Genomic DNA, 18,094 nt, shown 5'->3' on the forward strand with positions numbered 1-18,094 from the left:
AAAGGACTCCCCTCGGGAAGCCCGTGCATCACCATACCGAGCGCGACCAGCGCAAGCACACTGGCCGTGAGTAGGCTTCGCTCCGCACCACGTGCACTCTCGTAGCGGGAGTCCAACTGGCGTGGTTTGACAAGGATCAACTTCAAGAGGCTCCGGTAGGCGGTAGCTCAGGCCGTTCGCGTTCTCGGAGCCTGCCTGAATGATCCGTCTCTCGGCATTGAGTTCGACACGGCTGCGCATTGCGCTGGTCATCGTGCTCGGATTGATCTTTGCGGCCCTGCAACTCGCTGCAAACGTTGCGCCGTCGCCTAAGAGCACATCTGCTTGGCAGCACGATGGAAGGCTTCACGTCTTCTTTCATCCGGACTGCCCTCATTGCCACAGGGCCATCGAGTTTCTCAGGACACAGCCGCGTGTCGATTTCGTCCTGCACGATGTGTCGAATTCGGCCAACGAAGCCCTGTTCCTTGACATTGCTCGTCAGCACGCCATACCGGAGAACGAACTTGGCGTTCCCCTCTTCGTGCGCGGCTCGCGCTACCTGCTCGGCTTCGAGTCGGCGGAGAAAACGGGCAGGGACCTGCTGGCTCTTGCGGCTGATGAGACCGCGATTGCGCGTCCGGCGGGCTCCGCACGCACAATAAGCTTGCCGTGGCTGGGAGACATCGACCCCGTCGGTTATTCCCTTCCGACGCTGGGCATTCTGATGGGCCTCGCCGATGGCTTCAATCCCTGCGCCATGTGGGTCCTCGTCTATTTGATCTCGCTGATCGCGGGCATCAAGGACTACGGCAAGATCTGGTGGCTTGTGGGAACCTTCGTGCTCGCTTCAGGCGTGCTCTACTTCCTGTTCATGACGGCGTGGCTGAACACATTCCTCGTCGTCGGTCATATCCGTCCGCTCACGCAGATCGTTGGGCTGGTGGCGATCGGGATCGGCATCGATCATCTCTATGAGCTTGCCGTAACGCGTGGCGTGATTGTCTGCGACGTCGGTAATGCCGAACAGCGGCAGCACACGATGCAGCGGATCCGCAAGATCGTCGCCGCGCCCGTCGGCCTGGTAAGTCTCCTGCTGATCGTCGGTCTGGCGTTTGCCGTCAACGCTATTGAGTTCGCGTGCTCGGCGGCGCTACCGGCGATCTACACGCATATGCTCGCGCTGGCAGACCTCTCGACCGGAGCATACTACGCCTACATCGGATTGTACGTAACGTTCTTCATGCTCGACGATCTCGTCATTTTTGGACTCGCGGCATTCACCGTGCAGAAGGTCATTGATACGCGCTATGCCGCGTTGAGCCGCGGGGCCGGCGGCGTGGTCCTGATCGGGCTTGGCCTCTGGATGCTGGCGCGCTGAGAATGAGATTCCCGAGAAGCGAACTGTTATCTCTTGAATCAATGTATTGCCAATACTTGGATTGAGTGGGAGCAAGGGGCGAAAGTCGGTCGTATCGCCGGATGAATTGGTGTCGGAGGGCGTTCTTCTCGTTGCCCGTTCCGCGACGGCTTGTTTGCGAAAGGCCTTCCCGGTTTGACCTACGTCATTGTGACGATCCTCGAAGCTGGTAGCGTGCTCCTGTCCGTTCAAACGCTGTTGCGAGGTCGATGACAATGAAGAGTCTGGCCCTATCGCGCATTTTCTCGGCGAGCCTGGCGGCTGTGATCGCCGTTGCACCATCGCTCTCGCTCGCTTGTACGCGGCTGGTTTATCTCGGCGCCAACAATCAGGTCGTCACTGCGCGGTCGATGGACTGGCGGTTCGAGATGCCGACCGATCTCTGGATCTTCCCGAGAGGCATGGCGCGCAGCGGGGAGGTCGGGCCGAACTCGCTGAAATGGAAATCCAAATTCGGCAGCGTTGTTGCCTCCGCTTACGATGTTTCGACGTCGGATGGCATGAACGAGGCAGGACTGGTCGCCAACGTCCTCTGGCTTACCGAATCCGAATACCCGAAGCTGGATTCCAGCAAGCCCGGCCTGTCCATTGCCGCCTGGGCCCAATACGTGCTCGACAATTTCGCCACCGTTCGGGATGCAGTTGCGGTGCTCGAGACGGATCCTTTCACGATCGTCACCGACAACGTTCCCGGACAGAAATTGCTCGCCACGCTTCACCTGTCTCTTTCGGATGCCACGGGTGACAGCGCGATCGTCGAATACATCAATGGCCGGCCGGTCATCCATCACGACCGCAAGTACCAGGTGATGACCAACTCCCCGACCTTCGAGCAGCAGCTGGCGCTGAACGAATATTGGAAGGAGATCGGCGGCACGGTGATGCTGCCGGGCACGAACCGCGCCGCAGATCGGTTCGCGCGTGCGTCCTTCTACGTCAATGCGATTCCGAAAGATGAAAATCCCGACCGCGCCTTGGCCAGCGTGTTCAGCGTGATCCGCAACGTGTCCGTGCCGTTCGGCATTTCAACGTCGGAACAGCCGAACATTTCCTCGACGCGGTGGCGCACCGTCGCCGACCATCAGCGCAAGCTGTACTTCTTCGAATCCGTGCTGACCCCGAATGTATTCTGGGTGGATCTCAAGGGAATCGATTTCTCGCCTGAAAAGGGAAAAGTGAAGAAGCTCGATCTTGGGCCCCAACAGTCGCGTACTTTTGCCGGCGATGCGACCGCGAATTTCCAGGAGGCTGAGCCATTCAAGTTCCTGGGTCTGCCGATGTGAGCACCACTCGCTGCAACAGCGCCGCAGCGAGGCCAATGCGATTCCCGGGGGGCCGGATGGCCCTCGCGCTGGGGGGAGGGCGGGAGACCGCCTGATGAGCTTGGCGATTCGCGCGCCATGGGAATTGGCCGGGTGGGCAGCCACGGCAGGGGCCGCACAATATGGATTAGGGTCAGCCTGCAGCAGGAGAATGCGTCGCCATCCGGGTTCGCGTGATTTCGCCGGAGCTGTCCAGATGAAGGAAATACTCCGTCGTCCTTTCGCCGGTCCTATGCTGTTCTTCATCCTTGTGTTCTGCTGGACCTGGGCATTCTGGATACCGGCCGCAGCATCCGGCATCAGTGTGCAGACGAGGGGCGGCTGCTTCTCGTACTGGGCCGATGCTGGGCGGCATTGGATTTACATGCGCTACCCGGACGGCCGGCGATTGGAGCGACTATTGGCTGCGTGTTCGACGTCGGCCGCATTCCGGCCAGATGGTATGCAATTATTCTGTTGTTTGCGCCGGTGCTCTTCACCATCGTGGTGCTGCTCGATCGTCCCTCCGGCGGAAGCGATGCAGCGGCGCAAATCAGCAGGACGCTCACATCATTCTTCTCCGCCCCGTCGACGATCGCTCCTTTTCTGCTCGTCACACTGATCAACGGCCCGATTCCCGAGGAGTTGGGCTGGCGCGGATATGCGCTCGACCACTTGCAGGCACGCTTGGGCGCCGTGGCCGCGAGCATCGTTCTCGGTGCGCTCTGGGCGATATGGCATCTTCCGCTGTTCTTTTTTGAGGCATGAAGCACGACGTCGGCATACGGTCCTTGTGGTTTTGGCTTTTCGTCCTGCAGACGATACCAGTCACGATCATATTCACGTGGATTTTCAATAATACGTCCCGCAGCACTCTGGGCGCGATCCTGTTTCATTTCATGACGAATTTGACTGCCGAACTGGCTAACAGGACGGACGGGACGAACCTCTATTCGACAGCGTTGTGGAGTCTCGCGGCTGTCGCGGTGGTGGCGTGCCAAGGCGTCGGCACGTCGATACGAGGTGAGCATGGGTAGCGAAGCCCAGCGCGTTTGAGACGCTGGATTGAGGATTTGCTGCGAAAGGCAGCCGGAACGGAGCGTGATGCGATGCTTGGCGGTGGCCCGTTGGCTGGCGCCACCCATATCCTGCGTTCGCCGTCCCTGCTCAGCATCGCCGTTAGCGGACCAAAAGATTCGGCCGTCCAAACCGCTACGGGCTCGTCGTATTGGAAGCGGATGGCGAGAAATGGCAACGGTCGTTCGGTTCGGATACGTCAGCCCACGACTAAAGCATGATCCGGAAAAGTGCGCAGCGGTTTTCCGAAAAGATCATGCTTAAACAACAACCTAAAGCGCGATGACGATTCATCCTAATCGCATCGCGCTTTAGGTGCGACATCGCTCCCGCTATCCGGCCATCGCACGATGCTCCCGAAAGGCGGCGGCGAGCGTGCGCAGTGCGGCACGCGATTTGGGATCGGTGAGCGTCGAGTGCAGCACGATCTCGGACGACGGCAGGCGCGGCAGCCTGAAGCGCTCTCCGACTTCGATGGTGCCGGGCGGAGCAAGGCGACAGGAAAAGATGGCCATGGCCAACCCGGCGGAGACGGCTGCCGCCACCGCCGACGAGCCGCCACCGAGGAATACTTCTGTCCAGGCGATGCCTGCCTCGTCGAGGGCACGGGTCGCGATATCGCGCACGCCGCAAGAAGGCGACAGAGCTGCCAGCCGTAGAGGCTCGCCCTGCCGATGCTCGAAATTCGGCGCGGCAAACCACCCGAAATGCTCCGGCCCGAGAATCTCGCCATCGCGCCGGTCGTCTTCGCGACGAATGATACAGGCGTCCAGTTCTCCGCGATCGAAGGCGTCGAGCAGCGTGCGCGAATTCTCGAGGCGGACCTCGATACGCAGACCGGGATCATGCGCGTTGAGTTGTGCCAGAAGGGTCGGAAGCTCCGGCCCGGCAACATGCGCGGCAATGCCGAGGCCGAACCGGCGCGGGGTCGTGGAGGCGAGCGCCGACAGCGCGGCTTCATGCGCAGCAAGAAAGTCGCGAGCCCGGTCGAGAAATACGGCGCCGTTTGCGGACAGACGGACGTGTCGCGGCGTGCGCTCGATCAACCGTTGGCCGATCCGCTCTTCGAGGCGCCGCAGCTTGACGCTGATCGCCCCCTGGGTGGTGCCAAGAGCCTCGGCTGCCCGCGTGAAACTCTGAAGGTCGGCGATGGCCACGAAAGCCTGGACCGACTCGACATCGAGGGATGCCATTTCGATCATCCAGATTTGCTGTCTCTGAAATAATCAGCCATATCATTTTTGTATCGTCAAGTTTCGCCTACGATCAGGGCCATCAACAACAGTCGTTCGCAAGACTGCCGCGCCACCCCAGCCTTAACCGTTGTGGGTGAACGGCCGCTCGCGGGACGCCGAGTGATCTCGGCGCTGAAAGGCCTGATCATGTCATTTGCTTCCTCGCGGCAAGGCAATCTTGCCTTGGCCGCCATCTGCTTGTCGGCTCTCATGTTCGGCTTCGAAATATCAAGTGTACCTGCGATCCTGCCGACGCTGGAGAAGGTCCTTCACGCCAATTTTCAAGAGCTCCAGTGGACGATGAACGCCTACACCATAGCCGTGGCGACGGTTCTTATGGCCGCCGGCACACTGGCGGATCGCTTCGGTCGCAAGCGTCTCCTCGTCGTCGCCACTGTTGCTTTCGGCGGTACGTCCCTTCTGTGTGGCTTTGCCCCAAACATGACGACCCTCATCGTCGGGCGTGCGCTCCAAGGCGCGAGCGGCGGCGCCATGCTGATTTGCCAGATCGCCGTGCTCTCGCATCAGTTCAGCACGGCGGCCGATCGCGCCCGGGCTTTCGGCTGGTGGGGCATCGTTTCCGGGTTTGGTCTCGGCTTCGGTCCGGTGATTGGCAGCGGTATCGCCGCCCTGATGGGCTGGGCCTGGGTGTTTCTGATCCACGCCTTCATCGCCGTGCTGACGGTCGTTCTCGCTCTGCATGGTGTCCGGGAATCGAAAGACCCGGCGGCCGGGCGCCTGGATCTCGCCGGCATCGCGACTCTGTCATTGGCCGTCTTTTGCATTGCCTACGTCATTACCCAGGGCAGCGGACTCGGTTTCACCAGCCCGATGGCGCTGGCGATTGTCGCCACGGCCGCCTTCAGCCTCATCGCCTTCATCATCGTGGAGCAGATCGTGCCGCACCCGATGTTCGATTTCTCGGTGTTCCGGATCACGCCTTTTTCCGGAGCACTGTTCGGCTCGATAGGGATGAATTTCAGCTTCTGGCCGTTCATGATCTATCTGCCGATCTGGTTTCAGGCGGGGCTAGGGCTCGATGGACTGATGGCCGGCATGGCACTTCTCGCCTACACCCTGCCGACGCTCGTTGTGCCACCCTTCGCCGAACGCCTTTCGCTGCGCGTTGGCGCAGGCGCAGTCATCCCGGCGGGACTGTTCGTGATCGGTCTCGGCTTTTTCATCATGAAGATCGGAGCAGGCGGCGGTTCGGCGGCCTTGCCGACGACGTTGATCGGCGCGTTGTTGGCCGGGATCGGCCTCGGCGCGACCAACACACCGGTCACCAACACCACGACCGGATCGGTATCGAGCGACAGGGCCGGCATGGCATCCGGCATCGACATGAGTGCCCGGATGATTTCGCTCGCCATCAACATCGCGCTGATGGGGGTCGTCTTGGTCGAAGGCGTTCTGATACGCCTGACTGCAGCACCGGGTTCACTCGACGCGGCACAGCTTCGGCACGTCGCCGAACAGATCGCCGCTGGAAATGGCGCCGCTCTCGATCAGGTCGCCACTGGAGTGTCGAAGGTGCTCGGTCCTGCCGCACTGGCCGGCGGTTTCGGAGACGTGATGCTCTATGGCGCCGTCGGTGTCTGGGTGCTCGCCGCGCTCAGCTTCTTCACCTTCGGCAGGAGAGATGTTGCTGGCGCGCTATGACGTCGGAGAATGGCAATCAGCTCACCAACGCGTCTTGCGCCGTGTCGAACGGAGCTGCGAAGCGAGCTCTCTTCGGCCAGGATCGTCACGAGCTCGAACCGTCGACTTGGCCTGGGCGGGCTCGGCGATCTCCACACTGTGCTTTCACCGGCGCATCAAGGCTATGGATGTCGCGGAATGACAGCGGCGTCGAGCCTCGGAATTTCGGTCAAAGGAGAGGCAAAGCTGCGCAAGACTGACTTGTAACTGCGGTCCTGATTTATGCGCAGGTGCCCAGCACAAACGTTGGATGTCTGCCACCGCATCCGATGCTACGACATCTGGATCGTCCGTCCGGAGCCAGTGTCCATGTCTGTCGCCCCCGCTCAGCCGCCCGTCACCTCGACCGATCCCGAAACCCTCGGCTGGATGCGCGGCTTCCCGCCGGCACCCGACCGCACCATCACCTTCCAGGATGGCTCGTTCCGCAGCTTCCCCGAACTGCGCTGGGCCTGGAGCAACATCCGCCAGTTGGTGCCGACGGTGAACGTCTGGCGCGGGGCAGGGCCCGCATCGGTGCTGCCGCGCGAGGATCACGACATCGGCGCGGTCGGCTCGACCACGATGGACGGGCGGCCCATGACGTTTGAAAAGATGCTGGAAGAGACGTACACCGACGGCATCGCCGTGCTGCACCGGGGCAGGCTGATCTATGAGCGCTATTTCGGCGCGTTGAAGCCGCACAAGCCGCATATCGGGATGTCGGTGACGAAGTCGTTCACCGGCGTTCTCGCCGGCATTCTGGTCGCCGAGGGCAAGATCGATCCGCAGGCGCCGGTGACGGATTACGTGCCGGAGCTGAAGGCGAGCGCGTTTGGGGACGCGCGCGTGCACGAGGTCATGGATATGACCACGGGGCTTGCCTACACCGAGGTCTACACCGACAAGAATTCGGACGTGTGGGGCCTGCGGCGCGCCAACGGCATGGCGCCGATTCCGCCTGACTATGACGGCCCGACCACCATCTTCGATTTTCTCGTGGCGCAGAAGAAGCAGGGCGAGCACGGCAAGGCCTTCGCCTACAAGACCGTCAACACCGACGTGCTGGCCTGGATCTGCCGCCGCGCCAGCGGTATGACGCTGTCCGATCTGCTCTCCGAGCGCATCTGGCAGCCGATGGGTGCGGAGGAGGACGCATATTATCACGTCGACCGCATCGGCACCGAGAGCGGCGGCGGCGGTCTCTCCACCACGCTGCGCGATCTCGCCCGCTTCGGCGAGACCATGCGCAATCACGGCCGCTTCAACGGCCGCCAGATCGTGCCTTCACAGGTCGTTGAGGACATCGCGCGCGGCGGCGACCCCGAGAAATTCAAGCCGGCCGGCTACACCACGCTGCCCGGCGCGTCGTATCGCAACCAATGGTGGGTCACGCACAACGCCCACGGCGCCTACATGGCGCGCGGCGTCTACGGCCAGGGCATCTACGTCGATCCCAGGGCCGAGATGGTGATCGCGCGCTACGCCTCGCACCCCATGGCGGGCAACGCCGCCAACGACCCCGTGACGCTGCCGGCCTACATGGCGCTGGCGAAGGCACTGATGGCGGGCGGGTGAGGGCGCGTCGTCCGTTCGCGCCGCGCACTCGCTGTCATCGCCCGGCTTTTTGGCCGGGCGATCAGTATTCCAGAGACCATTGTGATTGAATCGAAAGGCCGCGGCGTACTGGGTCGCCCGGTCGAGCCGGGCAACGACAGTGCGCCCAAAACCGCAAGATCCGTCGAGCACGCCACGGCCGTTCGCGCCTATATGAGGCCGCCACGGAGGAGGGACGATGAAGGCGGCGCTGCAAAACTATCAGGCCCGGATGCGGCGGGTGCTGGACCATATCGACCGGCATCTCGACGATGATCTGGACCTGGAAAGTTTGAGCGGTGTTGCGGCCTTCTCGAAATTCCATTTCCACCGGCAGTTCACGGCGACCTTCGGGCTATCCGTGCACCGCTACGTCCAGCTGGCCCGTCTGAAGCGCGCGTCGCATCAACTCGCCTTCACCGACGCCGAAAGCGTCACGGACATTGCGATGGATGCCGGCTACGAAGCACCGGATGCCTTTGCCCGCGCCTTTCGGCAACGGTTCGGGCAATCGCCATCGTCGTTCCGGAACTCTCCCGAGTGGGAGCCGTGGCTTGCGGCCTTCGGGCCTCTCGATATCGCGAGGAGCAAGCTCATGCAGAGAACTTTCACGACTGACGACGTGACGATCCGCGATGTGCCCACCACGAAGGTGGCGATCATGGAGCATCGGGGCGACCCGGCGACGCTTCCCGCCACCATCCAGCGCTTCATCTCCTGGCGCAAGGCGGCGGGCCTGCACCCCAGCACAAACCCGACCTTCAATGTCTGGCGTTCCGAGCGGCGTCCTGCGCGCCCAGCCGATTATAGCGTGGACCTGTGCGTCGGCACCGAGCAGCCGATCGCGGCGAACGGCGAGGCGATCAAAGCCGCCGAGATTCCCGGCGGACGCTGCGCCGTTCTGCGTGTCGTCGGCTACACCGACAATCTGGAGCCCGCCGCGCTCTACCTCTATCGCGACTGGCTTCCGGCCAGTGGCGAGGAAGCACGCGACTTCCCGATCTATTGCCAGCGGCTGAGCTTCTTCCCGGAGGTGCCGGAGCATGAGACGGTCGCGGAACTGTTCCTGCCGCTGAAATAGCGGTCTCCGGGCCGGGCCCATTCCGTCGGGTCGCAGCAGGCGGGCAGGTCGACATCAACGGTTGCCACGAGCTCGCGCCTCATGCGCCTCCTGCCAGTGCGGATAGGTGACGTAGGCGGTGACGGCGCCTTGCTCGTGCGAGCGGATCGTGACGGTCTCGCCTTTCGGCATATGGACGATCTCGCCCGGACCTGCCGTGACGGTGCGTCCGTCGTTCGTGACCGACAATTTTCCCTCCAGGACCACCATGACATCGTCGACCACGAGCTTCTCCTCGAGGCTCTGGTTGGGCGCGTAGCGGCCGAAGCCGATCGTGATCGGTCCGCCGTGGCGCTGGTCGACCACATTGCCGGCGAAAATATCGCCGTCCTGTCCCGGCGAGCGTTCAAGCGAAGCGTCGGAGATGGCGAATTTGCGAACTTTCATGAATTCATTCCGTCTTGTGCGGGCCTGGCGGGTGGTGGGCACGGATAGACGCCTGGGTAGGTGTTTTGTTCGCATCGCCTCGCGAGGCGGTTTGACGCAGCGGCGCGGGAATCATATAAGTATTGACTTATATTAGTGTCGGCCGATATTCTTCCGTGCAAGAAACGACAAGGAGAAGCACGATGCAGATCGACGTCGCCAGGGTCTTGGGGCTTGTGACGCGCTCGGTGAGGAGCTTTGAGAAGGACGGAAAACCGGCGAGCGCGGTGATTCTGACGCGCCTCTACGACACCGGCGTCGACGATCTCTGGGACGCCGTGACCAGCAGGGAGCGTATCCCGCGCTGGTTCGCGCCGGTCGAGGGCGACCTCCAGCTCGGCGGAAGATACCAGGTCAAGGGCAATGCGGGCGGCACCATCACGGCCTGTACGCCGCCGACCCATTTCGCCGCGACGTGGGAATTCGGTGGCGTTTTGAGCTGGATCGACGTCAGGCTGAGCGCGGAACGAAGCCAGGCGCGCCTGACCCTTGAGCACACCGCGATCATCGAGGATCATTGGAATCAGTTCGGCCCCGGTGCGGTGGGCATCGGCTGGGACCTCGCCCTTGCGGGGCTCGAGCGATATCTTGTGACCGGGGCTTCGGTTGACCATGAAACGGCAGAGGCCTGGATGGTCTCGCCCGAGGGCAAGGACTTCATGACGGCGAGCGGCGAATATTGGCGTGCTGCGCATGTCGCGAGCGGGGTCGATCCGGCCGCGGCGAAAGAGCGCTCGGACCGCACCATTGCGTTCTATCGCGGCGAGATGCCGCCCGACATCACGCATCCGGGCACAGGAAGCTGATGCACGCCTTCGAAGTCCTCGCCGATCCCGTGCGCCGTCGCATCCTCGAGCTGCTCGGCCTCAAGGAAATGGCGTCCGGCGAGGTCGTCGAAGTGATCGGGGCCGAGTTCGGCATCACCCAGGCGGCCGTCTCGCAGCACCTCAAAGTGCTGCGAGAGAGCGGCTTTGCAAGCGTACGGGCGGAGGCGCAAAGGCGCCTCTATTCGGTCGACGTTGCCGGGCTTCAGGCGGTCGATGCGTGGATTGGACAGTTCAGGAATTTCTGGGAGCCGAAGCTGGACGCGCTGGCAACCGAGATCGCGCGCGGCAAACGAGAGCGTCGCAACGCTCCGATCAGCAAGCGGAGCGGGAAGAGGGCTTGAGGATGTGGCGACGGGCGGAAGGCGCTTACGCCCGCGATATCTTCTCGAATTTCTTGACCAGTCGCTCGCGCTTCAGCCGCGACAGACGTTGGATCCAGAACATGCCGTCGAGCTGGTCGATCTCGTGCTGGTGGCAGACGGCGCGCAAGCCGTCCGACTCCTCGTGTTGCATGTTGCCGTCGAGGTCCTGATAGCTGATCCGCACCCGCGCATGGCGCTGGACCTCGTCGTTGACCCCAGGCATCGAGACACTGCCCTCTCGGTGCAGGATCATCTTGGGCGAGGCCCATGTGATCTCCGGATTGACGTAAGTCCGCGCGCCGTCCTTGGCGTCGAGCTCTAGCACCACGACCCGCAAGGGCACGCCGATATGCGGCGCGGTGATGCCGATGCCGGGTGCGGCACGCATGGTCTCGAGCAGGTCGTTCGCGAGGTCGCGCAAGGAATCGTCGAATGCTATGACGGGGCGGGCCGGCAGCGCGAGCCGGCGGTCGGGATAGCGCACGATCGGGCGGATGGTCATGCAGGCTCCTACCACTCACGGATCATTGAAGCATCCCAGCTTGACGACCTACCTACTGGAAGGTAGCTAAGCGCCATGAGCACCGTTTCCTCGACCGCCGACGACATTCTTGCCTGCGCCCGGACGCTGATCATCGCCGGCGGCTATAACGGCTTCAGTTACGCCGACATCGCCGATGTCGTGGGCATCCGCAAGCCGAGCATCCACCACCATTTCGCCAGCAAGGTCGACCTGGTCCGCACCCTCGTGTCGCGCTATCGCGAGGAGGCCCAGGCGGGGTTGTCGGCGCTCGAACGCAATGTCGCTGACCCCGCCGACCAGCTCAGAAACTACGTGGGGTATTGGGAGGCGTGCATCAAGGACGCGACGGCCCCCTTCTGCGTCTGTGCGCTCCTTGCCAGCGAGCTTCCCATCCTGCCTGAGGAGGTGGCGCTCGAAGTGCGCGCCCACTTCCGCTTCCTGGCATCCTGGCTGGCATCGGTCATGGAGCGCGGCAAGCGGCAAGGACGGCTCCATCTCGCCAGCACGGCACGGGTCGAGGCGGAGGGATTCATGGCGACCGTTCACGGCGCGATGCTGTCGGCGCGCGCTTATGGCGATCCAAAGATGTTCGGAACCATCATCCGGCCGCTGCTGGACCGGCTTTCCACCAGGCACTGACGAGGTCGACACAGGCCTGTGCCGCTCAGGGCGGCCCGGCGTCTCCGCGTCGAATGTAAACTACCAACTAGTAGGTAAGGAAAAGGCAAATGAAAGATCGTGAGATCGCTTTGGAGGCGGCCGACCAGGCGCAATGGCTGAAGCAATACTACTTCCTGCGTGCCGCGTTTTCCGTCGCCTGGGTCATTGCGGCCTTCGTGATCGCGCCAACGTCCGCGGTGATCGCAGCGGCGTTGCTCGTCGCCTATCCGGCCTGGGACGCTGCCGCCAACTATCTCGACGCGCTCTCCAGCGGCGGCTTGAACCAGAACCGCACGCAGGGCCTGAACGTGCTGGTCAGTCTGGCGACCACCATCGCGGTCATCCTGGCCTTGCAGGTGAGCATGAACTGGGTGCTCGGAATCTTCGGGGCCTGGGCAATCCTGTCCGGATTGCTTCAGCTCGGCACGGCCGTGCGGCGCTGGAAGCGTTTCGGCGCGCAATGGGCCATGGTGCTCAGCGGTGGCCAGTCGGCGCTGGCGGGCGGCTTCTTCATCTTCCAGGCCTCGATGCCTGCGGTGCCATCGATCGCGAATGTCGCAGGCTATGCCGCGGTCGGCGCGCTCTATTTCCTTGTCTCGGCGGTCTGGCTCACCGTCAGCACGTGGCGCCGCAGCGCGGCCATGTGAGGCGTTGCTCCAGATGCTTCACGCGTCCGGATAGGGCGTGCCGTCCTTGTGCAGGAAGCGGCCGTCGGATGCGGGGCTCATCATGTCGATGTCGGAGCAGGTGATGAGGTCGGCTTGCGAGCGCGAGCCGACCTCGAGATAGACAGCCGCTGCATTCGACCTGTTGATCATGTGATGGCCGTTGCCGCTTGCCTTGGGGAAGGCCGCGCAATCGCCTGCGCGCAGCAGGGTTTCGCCGCCATCCTCGATCAGCGTCACCTCGCCTTCGAGGATGTAGACGAACTCGTCCTCGTGCGAATGCCAGTGCCGCTGGCTCGACCAGCCGCCCGGCGGCAGGCGCATCAGGTTGACCCCGAAATCCTTCAGGCCCCCGGCATCGCCGAGCCGCTGCCGGATTCGATCGGTGCAAGGAGCATCGAAGGGCGCGGGGTAGCCGGAGCCCTTGCGGGCCGGCACGACGGCAATGTCGATCTTTGGCATGGAGGGATCTCCTGCAATTCAAGGCCACGGATGGTCACGATGTCATTGGCGTCGGTACTACGCCCACACTGGCGGCGACCCGATGGAATCCCGCAACGCGGCAGTCAGGATCGTCAGTTTGGCAGACGGCTGGGCCAGGGCACGCAACAGATAGACGCCGGCCTTCGCCTCATTCCACCGTTCGTCGTCGAGCGGAATTCGTGTCAGTGAACCGGCGCGTATGTCGGTCCCGACGACCCAGTCTGCCAGGAATGCGATGCCGATGTCGGCGAGTGCCGCGAGCCGCATCGCTTCGAAGTCGTCGCATCGAAAAACGGCTTGCGGCCCGGGCGCTACGCCCGCGGGGTGACCAAGCACGTCCGTCCAGCCCAGCAGGTCGGCGCCGTGCAATTTGTCAATCAGCCGATGGCCGGTGAGGTCTTTCGTTTCGGTCGGTGTGCCGTGACGATCGAGATAAGCAGGAGTGGCGACCAGCATTCTGTTCTGCGATGCCAGCTTGGTCGCGATGAGGGTGCTGTCGGCAAGTTCGCCGATCCGGATCACGGCATCGAGCCGCTCCAGCACGGGATCAGCGAGCCTTTCGGTGAGATCGAGTTCGACCGTGAGGCCGGGATGATTCCGCATGACCGTTTCCAGTGTAGGGACCACGTAACGCTTGCCAAAGGTCGGAAAGCAGGCAAGGCGAAGAACGCCGGCGACCGCACCATTGAAAGCGGCGATCTCTGCGTGCGTGTCGGCCAGGTCGTCGAGCAATCGCTGCGCGCGTTCAAACAGTCGTTCTCCGGCATCGGTCACCGCGAGCGCGCGGGTCGAGCGCACCAGCAGCGGCACCCCGACACTGTGCTCCAGCGCGTCGATCTGCCGGACGACGGCCGAGGGCGTCACACCGCGATGACGTGCGGCGCTGGAGAAACTCCCGCCACGAACCACGTCAACATAGATTGCCAGATGTTCCGCAAACCGCGGGTCTTTCATCTTTGCGCCTTTCGCAAAAGGGTTTCGTGCCTAAGGTTCATTATCATTGACTCTCAAAAGCCGTATCTCCTCCCTCGAAGGCGGGCCTTACCGGCCTAAGCCCTTGAATGAAAGGAGATTATCATGAAGGCTCTCGATCGCATCCTGTCGCAATCGGCCTATACCGCGGTAATTGATGTACCGCTCGACCGAGTGGACATCGCCGAATGGCTGTTCACGCTCTCCGAAGCCGAATATCTGCGCTGCTGCCCGCCTGATCACATTGCGGCCGGCGTCAGCACCACAGACGACGGGCGCCGCATGATGATCAACGTCGAGCAGATCGGCACCGGGCTGGTCATCCAACACTATGTGGCGGAAGTGGCCAGCAACACCTACTGCCGCATGAATTCGATCTCGGACGTGTTTACGACAAATGGCCGGACCCAGGTCAATGTTATCTGGGAGCTTCAGGCCGAAGCTATCGATGAAGGGCGCACCCGCTATACGAACAGAGTCACGGCACACCCGACCGACGTCTTCATGGCATTCCTGGACAAGCACGGCATTTCCTTCGAAGACGCCGCCAACGCACGCCAAGCGGCCGGAAGCGACCACAATCGCCGCGAGACGCCGTTGTTCGCCGCCAGCATCGCGCGGCGCGCCAAGGCCCATACACGGGAGCAGGCAAAATGAAAGGCGTCGTCTATGATGGCTTCGGTCCGGCGGAGGTTCTCCGCCTGGCCGAAGTGCCGAGGCCGGAGGTTCGTCCCCAGGATCTGCTGGTGCGTGTGAAGGCGGCAGGCGTCAACCGCGCAGATATTCTCCAGCGAAACGGCGCCTACGGCAATCAGAGCTTTGGCGAGAGCGCCCTGCTTGGCCTCGAGCTGGCCGGTGAAGTCGTTGGCGTCGGCAGCGAAGTCGACGAAGCCTCGATCGGGCAGCGTGTGATGGCGATCGTCGGCGGGGGGGCGTATGCCGAATTCGCCCGGGTCGACCGTCGCATGGCGATCAGCATTCCAGGCAATGTCTCATTCGTCGAGGGTGCGGCAATCATGGAATCATTTGTGACAGCCGTCGAAGCGGTCTCACATGTTGCAGGCGTCGGGCAAGGTCAAACCGTTCTAGTTCACGGTGGCGCTGGCGGAGTGGGCTCTGCCTGCGTGCAGGTCGCCCATGCGCTGGGCGCCACCGTCTACGCAACGGCGAGCGCTTCGCGGTTGGCGGATGTCGGCAGCATCGGCGCCGCCGCTGTGATCGACTATCGTGCCGATGATTTCGAAAGCGTCGTCGCAAGGCTTACCGATCGTCGCGGCGCGGACGCCGTGATCGATTTCGTCGGCGGCGATTACCTGCCGCGCAACCTTCGCAGCCTTCGGCCTGGCGGGACCCTGGTTCAAGTCGGCATTTTGAGCGGCCAGCACGCCTCCTCGATTCCGCTCAACCTGCTGCTACACAACCACTTGCGATTGGTGGGCACCGTCATGAAATCGCGAGGCGTGGACGAGAAGCGGGCGATGGTCCGTCGTTTCTCCGAAGGGTTTTTGCCGCTGTTTGAGTCGGGTGGGCTGAAACCGCTGGTCGACCAGGTGTTTCCGCTGGTACGCGCCGCCGATGCCCATCGCAGCGTGGAGCGCGGCGGAGGATTTGGAAAGGTTATCTTGGCGATGGATTGAGCGCGGGCAGGGGTATCGTGCTTGTGCATGAACCGACCGTCTGAATTCGCGCTGATCATGTCGGGTCGGAGCATGTCGTGAGATAGCCGGGCAAGCGCGAGCCGACCTCGATCGATCACCGAGGACGACGTCAAGGCAGTGTTCGAGGCTTGACCGAGCGCGGCGATGCGGTAAGCCCAGGCTGGCGGTGGCCTCTGTGCTGCGATGCTGTCGATTGGCGGGATGATGACATTGTGCCGGTGTTTTGCCCGACAGGTCAACTCGCCATCCAGCATGGCAAATGACGGACCCCGTAAGTCATTGATTCCACAATGGTCGGCTACTGTGCATGGGGTTGTTTTTCGACTTTTTGTCGGCGGGTCACATGAGCGTGCGGCAAAAATGCCGTGAGCGTTGTCGGTCCGCGCCGTTCTCCTTCGTCTTCCACCCGGACAGACCTGACGGGAGACCGAAATGACTTCTTCCAACTATCGCTGGGTGATCGTCGCCGCCGGCGGCCTGCTCGGCTGCGTCGCGATCGGCGGCATGTTTTCGCTGCCGGTGTTCCTGCAGCCGATCGCAAAGGACACCGGCTGGTCGGTGACGGGCATCTCCAGCGCAATGACGATCGGCTTTCTGGCGATGGCTTTCACCAGCATGGCCTGGGGCACGGCGTCGGACAGGTTCGGGCCGCTGCCGGTGGTGCTGACGGGATCGATGGTGCTGGCGCTCAGCCTGTTCGCGGCGAGCCACGCGACCTCGCTCCTCGTGTTCCAGGTCGTTTTCGGCCTCCTGGTTGGCGCCTCCTGTGCAGCGATCTTCGCGCCGATGATGGCGACCGTCACCGGCTGGTTCGACACAAATCGCAGCCTCGCGGTGTCGCTGGTTTCCGCCGGCATGGGCATTGCGCCGATGACGATGTCGCCGCTGGCAGCCTGGCTCGTCTCCGGCCACGACTGGCGGACCTCGATGCAGATCGTCGCGCTCGTGGTCGGCGCCATCATGATCCCGGTCTCGTTCCTGGTTCGCCGTCCGCCGGCGCTGGCGCATGCCGTGGCCGCACCGGCGGGCGAGGGCGCTGCCCAAGGCGAGATGTCGATGGGCGAAGCGTTGCGCTCGCCGCAATTCCTCATTCTGCTTGCCACCAACTTCTTCTGCTGCGCGACCCATTCCGGCCCGATCATCCACACCGTCAGCTATGCCGTGAGCTGCGGCATCCCGCTGGTCGCGGCGGTGACGATCTACAGCATCGAGGGGTTTGCCGGCCTCGGCGGACGCATCGCCTTCGGCCTGATGGGCGACCGCTTCGGCGCCAAGCGCGTGCTGGTCTCGGGCCTCCTGCTGCAGGCCTTCGGTGCGCTCGCCTATGTCTTCGCGCATCAGCTCACGACGTTCTATGCGGTCGGCGCCATCTTCGGCTTCATCTATGCCGGCACCATGCCGCTCTACGCCGTGCTCATCCGCGAGAACTTCCCGCTCAAGATGATGGGCACGGTGATCGGCGGCACCGCGATGGCCGGCAGCCTCGGCATGGCGACCGGCCCGCTCGCCGGAGGCCTGATCTATGACGCCTTCTCGAGCTATGCCTGGCTCTACATCGCCTCCTGGGCGATGGGCCTGGGTGCCTTCCTGATGGCGATGACGTTCCGCCCCTTCGCAAAGCCGCAAGGGGAGGTGGCGCCTGCGGCGGCGTGAGCTCCGGATCGAGGCGCGGCGTCAGAGCTGCGCCTCGATCGCGGCCTTGTCGATTGCCGACCAGACCTGCCGGATCTTTCGGTCTTGAAATTCGTAGAACACGTTCTCGCAGAAGGCCACGCGCTTTCCATTGACCGCAACACCCAGGAATGTCTCGGCTGGCGTGCAATCAAACTGCAGTCGGGCCGCGATACGGGGAGGATCGGAGATCAGCATCTCGACGTGGAACTGCAGATCCGGGATCTCCCGAACGTCCCGCTCCAGCATCGCGCGATAACCGGCCAGCCCAAGGGGCCGCGCGTTGTGGACGACTTTCTCATGCACGAAATGTCCGAGCGCCGGCCAGTCCCGCCGGTTCAGGCAGGCGATGTAGTCTCTGTAGATTGCGGCAAGGTCGTCTCTCGTCATGGCGAAGTTCCAGCGGCTTCGATCACAACGCACGAGGATCGCGAACCGG

The 18,094-nt window shown here is 62.9% G+C and carries 19 protein-coding genes; 13 read left to right on the forward strand and 6 right to left on the reverse strand.

Annotated features, from left to right (window positions below; translation table 11 throughout):
- Positions 1–199: 199 nt before the first annotated feature.
- From ACM42_RS24600 to ACM42_RS24610, 3 genes are all read left to right on the forward strand, one after another.
- Positions 200–1,360 carry a glutaredoxin family protein gene (locus ACM42_RS24600; RefSeq protein WP_271530328.1) on the forward strand — a complete coding sequence of 387 codons (1,161 nt, stop codon included), beginning with the start codon at positions 200–202 and terminating at the stop codon, positions 1,358–1,360.
- 248 nt (positions 1,361–1,608) lie between these two features.
- Entirely contained in the window at positions 1,609–2,682 is a 1,074-nt protein-coding gene (locus ACM42_RS24605) for a linear amide C-N hydrolase (RefSeq protein ID WP_271530329.1), read from the forward strand.
- A gap of 447 nt (positions 2,683–3,129) precedes the next feature.
- Positions 3,130–3,468, forward strand: a complete 339-nt coding sequence (locus tag ACM42_RS24610) for a CPBP family intramembrane glutamic endopeptidase (protein WP_271530330.1) — start codon at positions 3,130–3,132, stop codon at positions 3,466–3,468.
- Positions 3,469–4,109: 641 nt separating this feature from the next.
- On the opposite strand, the gene ACM42_RS24615 is transcribed toward ACM42_RS24610, so the two are convergent.
- Positions 4,110–4,970, reverse strand: coding sequence for a LysR family transcriptional regulator (locus ACM42_RS24615; protein ID WP_271530717.1), 861 nt, complete (start codon positions 4,968–4,970; stop codon positions 4,110–4,112).
- A gap of 189 nt (positions 4,971–5,159) precedes the next feature.
- On the opposite strand from ACM42_RS24615, the gene ACM42_RS24620 reads away from it, so the two are divergent.
- The 3 genes from ACM42_RS24620 (at position 5,160) to ACM42_RS24630 (ending at position 9,369) form a co-directional block, all read left to right on the forward strand.
- Positions 5,160–6,674 (forward strand): MFS transporter, encoded by a 1,515-nt coding sequence (locus ACM42_RS24620; protein ID WP_271530718.1) that lies wholly within the window; start codon positions 5,160–5,162, stop codon positions 6,672–6,674.
- A gap of 348 nt (positions 6,675–7,022) precedes the next feature.
- Entirely contained in the window at positions 7,023–8,270 is a 1,248-nt protein-coding gene (locus tag ACM42_RS24625) for a serine hydrolase domain-containing protein (RefSeq protein ID WP_271530331.1), read from the forward strand.
- Positions 8,271–8,487: 217 nt separating this feature from the next.
- Positions 8,488–9,369 carry an AraC family transcriptional regulator gene (locus ACM42_RS24630; RefSeq protein WP_271530333.1) on the forward strand — a complete coding sequence of 294 codons (882 nt, stop codon included), beginning with the start codon at positions 8,488–8,490 and terminating at the stop codon, positions 9,367–9,369.
- A 54-nt stretch (positions 9,370–9,423) separates the two neighbouring features.
- On the opposite strand, the gene ACM42_RS24635 is transcribed toward ACM42_RS24630, so the two are convergent.
- Entirely contained in the window at positions 9,424–9,795 is a 372-nt protein-coding gene (locus ACM42_RS24635) for a cupin domain-containing protein (protein ID WP_271530334.1), read from the reverse strand.
- Positions 9,796–9,977: 182 nt separating this feature from the next.
- Here ACM42_RS24635 and ACM42_RS24640 point away from each other — a divergent pair, with 182 nt between their 5' ends.
- Positions 9,978–10,640 carry an SRPBCC family protein gene (locus tag ACM42_RS24640; protein WP_271530335.1) on the forward strand — a complete coding sequence of 221 codons (663 nt, stop codon included), beginning with the start codon at positions 9,978–9,980 and terminating at the stop codon, positions 10,638–10,640.
- Positions 10,640–11,002: an ArsR/SmtB family transcription factor gene (locus tag ACM42_RS24645; protein WP_271530336.1), complete on the forward strand. Its 363-nt coding sequence runs from the start codon at positions 10,640–10,642 to the stop codon at positions 11,000–11,002. Before ACM42_RS24640 ends, ACM42_RS24645 begins: the two co-directional genes overlap by 1 nt.
- 25 nt (positions 11,003–11,027) lie before the next feature.
- On the opposite strand, the gene ACM42_RS24650 is transcribed toward ACM42_RS24645, so the two are convergent.
- Positions 11,028–11,525, reverse strand: coding sequence for a peptide deformylase (locus ACM42_RS24650; protein WP_271530337.1), 498 nt, complete (start codon positions 11,523–11,525; stop codon positions 11,028–11,030).
- A gap of 75 nt (positions 11,526–11,600) precedes the next feature.
- Between ACM42_RS24650 and ACM42_RS24655 the strand changes: the two genes are divergently transcribed.
- Both ACM42_RS24655 and ACM42_RS24660 read left to right on the forward strand, forming a co-directional pair.
- Positions 11,601–12,185 (forward strand): TetR/AcrR family transcriptional regulator, encoded by a 585-nt coding sequence (locus ACM42_RS24655; protein ID WP_247802506.1) that lies wholly within the window; start codon positions 11,601–11,603, stop codon positions 12,183–12,185.
- Between the two features lie 89 nt (positions 12,186–12,274).
- Positions 12,275–12,853 (forward strand): DUF308 domain-containing protein, encoded by a 579-nt coding sequence (locus ACM42_RS24660; RefSeq protein ID WP_028182085.1) that lies wholly within the window; start codon positions 12,275–12,277, stop codon positions 12,851–12,853.
- An 18-nt stretch (positions 12,854–12,871) separates the two neighbouring features.
- On the opposite strand, the gene ACM42_RS24665 is transcribed toward ACM42_RS24660, so the two are convergent.
- Positions 12,872–13,333 carry a cupin domain-containing protein gene (locus tag ACM42_RS24665; protein ID WP_271530338.1) on the reverse strand — a complete coding sequence of 154 codons (462 nt, stop codon included), beginning with the start codon at positions 13,331–13,333 and terminating at the stop codon, positions 12,872–12,874.
- 57 nt (positions 13,334–13,390) lie between these two features.
- A complete protein-coding gene (locus tag ACM42_RS24670) occupies positions 13,391–14,308 on the reverse strand; it encodes a LysR family transcriptional regulator (RefSeq protein ID WP_271530339.1) in 918 nt (305 codons plus the stop codon).
- Positions 14,309–14,431: 123 nt separating this feature from the next.
- On the opposite strand from ACM42_RS24670, the gene ACM42_RS24675 reads away from it, so the two are divergent.
- From ACM42_RS24675 to ACM42_RS24685, 3 genes are all read left to right on the forward strand, one after another.
- A complete protein-coding gene (locus ACM42_RS24675) occupies positions 14,432–14,983 on the forward strand; it encodes a hypothetical protein (protein WP_271530340.1) in 552 nt (183 codons plus the stop codon).
- Positions 14,980–15,963, forward strand: coding sequence for an NAD(P)H-quinone oxidoreductase (locus tag ACM42_RS24680; protein WP_271530341.1), 984 nt, complete (start codon positions 14,980–14,982; stop codon positions 15,961–15,963). The genes ACM42_RS24675 and ACM42_RS24680 overlap by 4 nt, the downstream gene beginning before the upstream one ends.
- Positions 15,964–16,416: 453 nt before the next feature.
- The gene (locus ACM42_RS24685; RefSeq protein WP_271530342.1) at positions 16,417–17,637 is read left to right on the forward strand and encodes an MFS transporter; all 1,221 of its coding nucleotides are present in this window, start codon (positions 16,417–16,419) and stop codon (positions 17,635–17,637) included.
- A 21-nt stretch (positions 17,638–17,658) separates the two neighbouring features.
- Here ACM42_RS24685 and ACM42_RS24690 read toward each other — a convergent pair whose 3' ends face one another.
- Positions 17,659–18,045 carry an ester cyclase gene (locus ACM42_RS24690; RefSeq protein WP_271530343.1) on the reverse strand — a complete coding sequence of 129 codons (387 nt, stop codon included), beginning with the start codon at positions 18,043–18,045 and terminating at the stop codon, positions 17,659–17,661.
- Positions 18,046–18,094 lie beyond the last annotated feature (49 nt).

It is taken from the genome of Bradyrhizobium sp. CCBAU 25338, assembly GCF_028128965.1.
Classification (GTDB): domain Bacteria; phylum Pseudomonadota; class Alphaproteobacteria; order Rhizobiales; family Xanthobacteraceae; genus Bradyrhizobium; species Bradyrhizobium liaoningense.